We start from the raw sequence: 5,423 nt of genomic DNA on the forward strand, positions 1-5,423 counted from the left end.
CAATTTGTGTTCGGCGGTGTCCTACTTTTCCACCCGGGTGGGTAGTATCATCGGCGCTGGTAGGCTTAGCTTCCGGGTTCGGGATGGGTCCGGGCGTTTCCCTGCCGCTATTTCCGCCGTAACTTTATTCACTTGTTTCAGTGACAACTCTGTTGGGGTTGTTTTGGTGGTGGGGTGGGTGTTTTCCACGGTCCCCCGGTTGGTGGGGGTGTGGTGTGTGGTTGTGGTTGCGAGGTTTTGTTGTTTTTGTTGTAAGTTTTCGGCCGGTTAGTGCCAGTTCCCTGCGCACATTGCTGTGTTTGTAGGTCTGGTCTATCGATCCCGTGGTCTGCGGGGGGCCTTATCCTTCTTAAAAGGTGAGAAGCCTGGTCTTGGAGGGGGTTTCCCGCTTAGATGCTTTCAGCGGTTATCCTGTCCGAACGTGGCTATCCAGCGGTGCCCCTGGTGGGACAACTGGTGTACCAGAGGTTCGTCCGTCCCGGTCCTCTCGTACTAGGGACAGGTTTCCTCAAGCTTCTGACGCGCGCGGCGGATAGAGACCGAACTGTCTCACGACGTTCTAAACCCAGCTCGCGTGCCGCTTTAATGGGCGAACAGCCCAACCCTTGGGACCTGCTCCAGCCCCAGGATGCGACGAGCCGACATCGAGGTGCCAAACCATCCCGTCGATATGGACTCTTGGGGAAGATCAGCCTGTTATCCCCGGGGTACCTTTTATCCGTTGAGCGACACCCCTTCCACTCGGGGGTGCCGGATCACTAGTCCCGACTTTCGTCCCTGCTTGACATGTCCGTCTCGCAGTCAAGCTCCCTTGTGCACTTACACTCAACACCTGATTGCCATCCAGGTTGAGGGAACCTTTGGGCGCCTCCGTTACATTTTAGGAGGCAACCGCCCCAGTTAAACTACCCACCAGGCACTGTCCCTGAACCGGTTTCACGGTTCGAAGTTAGAGGCCCAATACGATCAGAGTGGTATTTCAACAACGACTCCACCCGAACTGGCGTTCGGGATTCACAGTCTCCCACCTATCCTACACAAACCGTATCGAGCACCAATACCAAGTTGTAGTGAAGGTCCCGGGGTCTTTTCGTCCTGCCGCGCGTAACGAGCATCTTTACTCGTAATGCAATTTCGCCGAGTCTATGGTTGAGACAGTTGAGAAGTCGTTACGCCATTCGTGCAGGTCGGAACTTACCCGACAAGGAATTTCGCTACCTTAGGATGGTTATAGTTACCACCGCCGTTTACTGGGGCTTAAATTCTCCGCTTCACCCCCGAAAGGGTTGACAGGTCCTCTTAACCTTCCAGCACCGGGCAGGCGTCAGTCCGTATACATCGTCTTGCGACTTCGCACGGACCTGTGTTTTTAGTAAACAGTCGCTTCTCACTGGTTTGTGCCACCGGATCCCGCTGCCGGCCGCAAGGGCCATGACGGTGTTCCGGTCCCCCTTCTCCCTAAGTTACGGGGGCATTTTGCCGAGTTCCTTAACCATAGTTCACTCGTACGCCTCGGTATTCTCTACCTGACCACCTGTGTTGGTTTGGGGTACGGGCCGTGTGCGTGCTCGCTAGAGGCTTTTCTCGACAGCATAGGATCACCGAATTCGCCTCAATCGGCTATGCATCACCTCTCAGGATCTGTGAAACCCGGATTTGCCTAGGTTTCTCCCTACCGGTTTGCCCCAGTATTACCACTGACTGGTACGGCTACCTTCCTGCGTCACCCCATCGCTTGACTACTACCCACCTGGGTCCCGCGCAGCCGGTGAGTCCTCGCACCCCGAAGGGATTGATGAACCACCATTTGGGCGGTTAGCAAGATGGATTCGCCAGGGACGCTCACACACGGGTACGGGAATATCAACCCGTTGTCCATCGACTACGCCTGTCGGCCTCGCCTTAGGTCCCGACTCACCCTGGGCGGACTGGCCTGGCCCAGGAACCCTTGGTCTTTCGGCGGGCAAGGTTCTCACTTGCCTAATCGCTACTCATGCCTGCATTCTCACTCCCACACCCTCCACAGCTGAATCACTTCGCTGCTTCACCGGATGCAGGACGCTCCCCTACCCAGCCCACAAAGGGGCTGCCGCGGCTTCGGCGGTGTGCTTGAGCCCCGCTACATTATCGGCGCACAATCACTTGACCAGTGAGCTATTACGCACTCTTTCAAGGGTGGCTGCTTCTAAGCCAACCTCCTGGTTGTCTTCGCGACTGCACATCCTTTTCCACTTAGCACACGCTTAGGGGCCTTAGCCGGCGATCTGGGCTGTTTCCCTCTCGACGCACGGAGCTTATCCCCCGCCGTCTCACTGCCGCATTACACCGTGTCGGCATTCGGAGTTTGGCTGACGTCAGTAACCTAGTAGGGCCCATCGGCCATCCAGTAGCTCTACCTCCGACACGAACACTGCGACGCTGCACCTAAATGCATTTCGGGGAGAACCAGCTATCACGGAGTTTGATTGGCCTTTCACCCCTACCCACAACTCATCCCCTCAGTCTTCAACCTAAGTGGGTTCGGGCCTCCACACGGTCTTACCCGCGCTTCACCCTGGCCATGGGTAGATCACTCCGCTTCGGGTCCAGAACACACCACTACACCAACCCCTACGGATTGGATACGCCCTATTCAGACTCGCTTTCGCTACGGCTACCCCACCCGGGTTAACCTCGCGACATGTCCCTGACTCGCAGGCTCATTCTTCAAAAGGCACGCCATCACCCCACCCCAAAGGGGAAGGCTCTGACGGATTGTAAGCGCACGGTTTCAGGTACTATTTCACTCCCCTCCCGGGGTACTTTTCACCATTCCCTCACGGTACTGATCCGCTATCGGTCACTAGGAAGTATTCAGGCTTACCGGGTGGTCCCGGCAGATTCACAGCAGATTCCACGGGCCCGCTGCTACTCGGGAACCAACGACAACAGAGTACGAGTTTTCACCTACCGGGCTCTCACCGTCTACGGCAGACCATCCCAGGCCACTTCGACTAACCCACACTTTTCTCACTGCTGCCCCTCTCGGCGGAGAGGAGAACGCCGGCCCCACAACACCGCACACACAACCCCCGCCGGGTATCACATGCACACGGTTTAGCCATCCTCCGCTTTCGCTCGCCACTACTCACGGAATCACAATTGTTTTCTCTTCCTACGGGTACTGAGATGTTTCACTTCCCCGCGTTCCCCCCCGACACCTATGTATTCAGTGCCGGGTGACACGACATCACTCGTGCCGGGTTTCCCCATTCGGACATCCTCGGATCCACGCTCGGTTGACAGCTCCCCGAGGCATATCGCAGCCTCCCACGTCCTTCATCGGCTCCTAGTGCCAAGGCATCCACCATGCGCCCTTAAACACTTACAACACAAAACCAAAAATGAGTCACCCACACACACCCCCACAAAAAAAGGGGCACATGCGAGTTTCAACAAAATTGCATACAACAAGACACACACCAACACCCAGGCCGAAACCCGGACACCACTGCGCGCCTTAGATGCTCGCAACCACTATCCACAAATCAAACACCACACCCCACCACCAAAGTGAGGCAACAACAGGCTCTGCCACCCAACAGATGACAGCCGGCCACAACGACCGCAGGGCTTGTTGTCTCAAAGCCCAATAGTGTGTCTGGCAGCCCCCACCGCAATCAATCCCGTTGCGGCAGGACATGTTTGTCGTGCACCAAACCCTGCCCACTACAGGCACCGGGTTCCTCACGGCTCACACCCCCACAGCGGGGGTGTCTCTCGTGGTGCTCCTTAGAAAGGAGGTGATCCAGCCGCACCTTCCGGTACGGCTACCTTGTTACGACTTCGTCCCAATCGCCGATCCCACCTTCGACGGCTCCCTCCCACAAGGGGTTAGGCCACCGGCTTCGGGTGTTACCGACTTTCATGACGTGACGGGCGGTGTGTACAAGGCCCGGGAACGTATTCACCGCAGCGTTGCTGATCTGCGATTACTAGCGACTCCGACTTCACGGGGTCGAGTTGCAGACCCCGATCCGAACTGAGACCGGCTTTGAAAGGATTCGCTCCACCTCACGGCATCGCAGCCCTTTGTACCGGCCATTGTAGCATGTGTGAAGCCCTGGACATAAGGGGCATGATGACTTGACGTCATCCCCACCTTCCTCCGAGTTGACCCCGGCAGTCTCTCACGAGTCCCCACCATGACGTGCTGGCAACATGAGACAAGGGTTGCGCTCGTTGCGGGACTTAACCCAACATCTCACGACACGAGCTGACGACAGCCATGCACCACCTGCACACAGGCCACAAGGGAAACCACATCTCTGCAGTCGTCCTGTGCATGTCAAACCCAGGTAAGGTTCTTCGCGTTGCATCGAATTAATCCACATGCTCCGCCGCTTGTGCGGGCCCCCGTCAATTCCTTTGAGTTTTAGCCTTGCGGCCGTACTCCCCAGGCGGGGTACTTAATGCGTTAGCTACGGCACGGATCCCAAGGAAGGAAACCCACACCTAGTACCCACCGTTTACGGCGTGGACTACCAGGGTATCTAATCCTGTTCGCTCCCCACGCTTTCGCTCCTCAGCGTCAGTTACTGCCCAGAGACCCGCCTTCGCCACCGGTGTTCCTCCTGATATCTGCGCATTCCACCGCTACACCAGGAATTCCAGTCTCCCCTGCAGTACTCCAGTCTGCCCGTATCGCCCGCACGCCCACAGTTAAGCTGTGAGTTTTCACGAACAACGCGACAAACCACCTACGAGCTCTTTACGCCCAGTAATTCCGGACAACGCTCGCACCCTACGTATTACCGCGGCTGCTGGCACGTAGTTGGCCGGTGCTTCTTCTCCTACTACCGTCACTTGCGCTTCGTCGTAGGCGAAAGAGGTTTACAACCCGAAGGCCGTCATCCCTCACGCGGCGTCGCTGCATCAGGCTTGCGCCCATTGTGCAATATTCCCCACTGCTGCCTCCCGTAGGAGTCTGGGCCGTATCTCAGTCCCAGTGTGGCCGGACACCCTCTCAGGCCGGCTACCCGTCGTCGCCTTGGTAGGCCATCACCCCACCAACAAGCTGATAGGCCGCGGGCCCATCCCACACCGCAAAAGCTTTCCACCACAGCACATGCATGCCGTGGTCCTATCCGGTATTAGACCCAGTTTCCCAGGCTTATCCCAAAGTGCAGGGCAGATCACCCACGTGTTACTCACCCGTTCGCCACTCGAGTACCCCGAAGGGCCTTTCCGTTCGACTTGCATGTGTTAAGCACGCCGCCAGCGTTCGTCCTGAGCCAGGATCAAACTCTCCAAACAAAAACCCCCCACCACACAGGCAGGGCAGCAATCAATCAGAGAAAATCTGACCTAACAAACAAAGACACCAAAACCTGGCATCACAAAAAACCACACCCCAACACGGGGAGTCAGAGCATGGCAAAAAA

3 rRNA genes are annotated in these 5,423 nt (G+C 56.9%); all 3 read right to left on the bottom strand.

What is annotated here, in order from left to right:
• Positions 1-8 precede the first annotated feature (8 nt).
• Positions 9-121, bottom strand: a 5S ribosomal RNA gene (gene rrf, locus JDV09_RS19570).
• Between the two features lie 126 nt (positions 122-247).
• Positions 248-3,370, bottom strand: a 23S ribosomal RNA gene (locus tag JDV09_RS19575).
• 405 nt (positions 3,371-3,775) lie between these two features.
• Positions 3,776-5,295, bottom strand: a 16S ribosomal RNA gene (locus tag JDV09_RS19580).
• The 16S, 23S and 5S rRNA genes sit together here, the layout of an rRNA operon.
• Between the last annotated feature and the right edge of the window lie 128 nt (positions 5,296-5,423).

Source organism: Mycolicibacterium xanthum (assembly GCF_019710635.1).
Classification (GTDB): Bacteria; Actinomycetota; Actinomycetes; order Mycobacteriales; family Mycobacteriaceae; genus Mycobacterium; species Mycobacterium xanthum.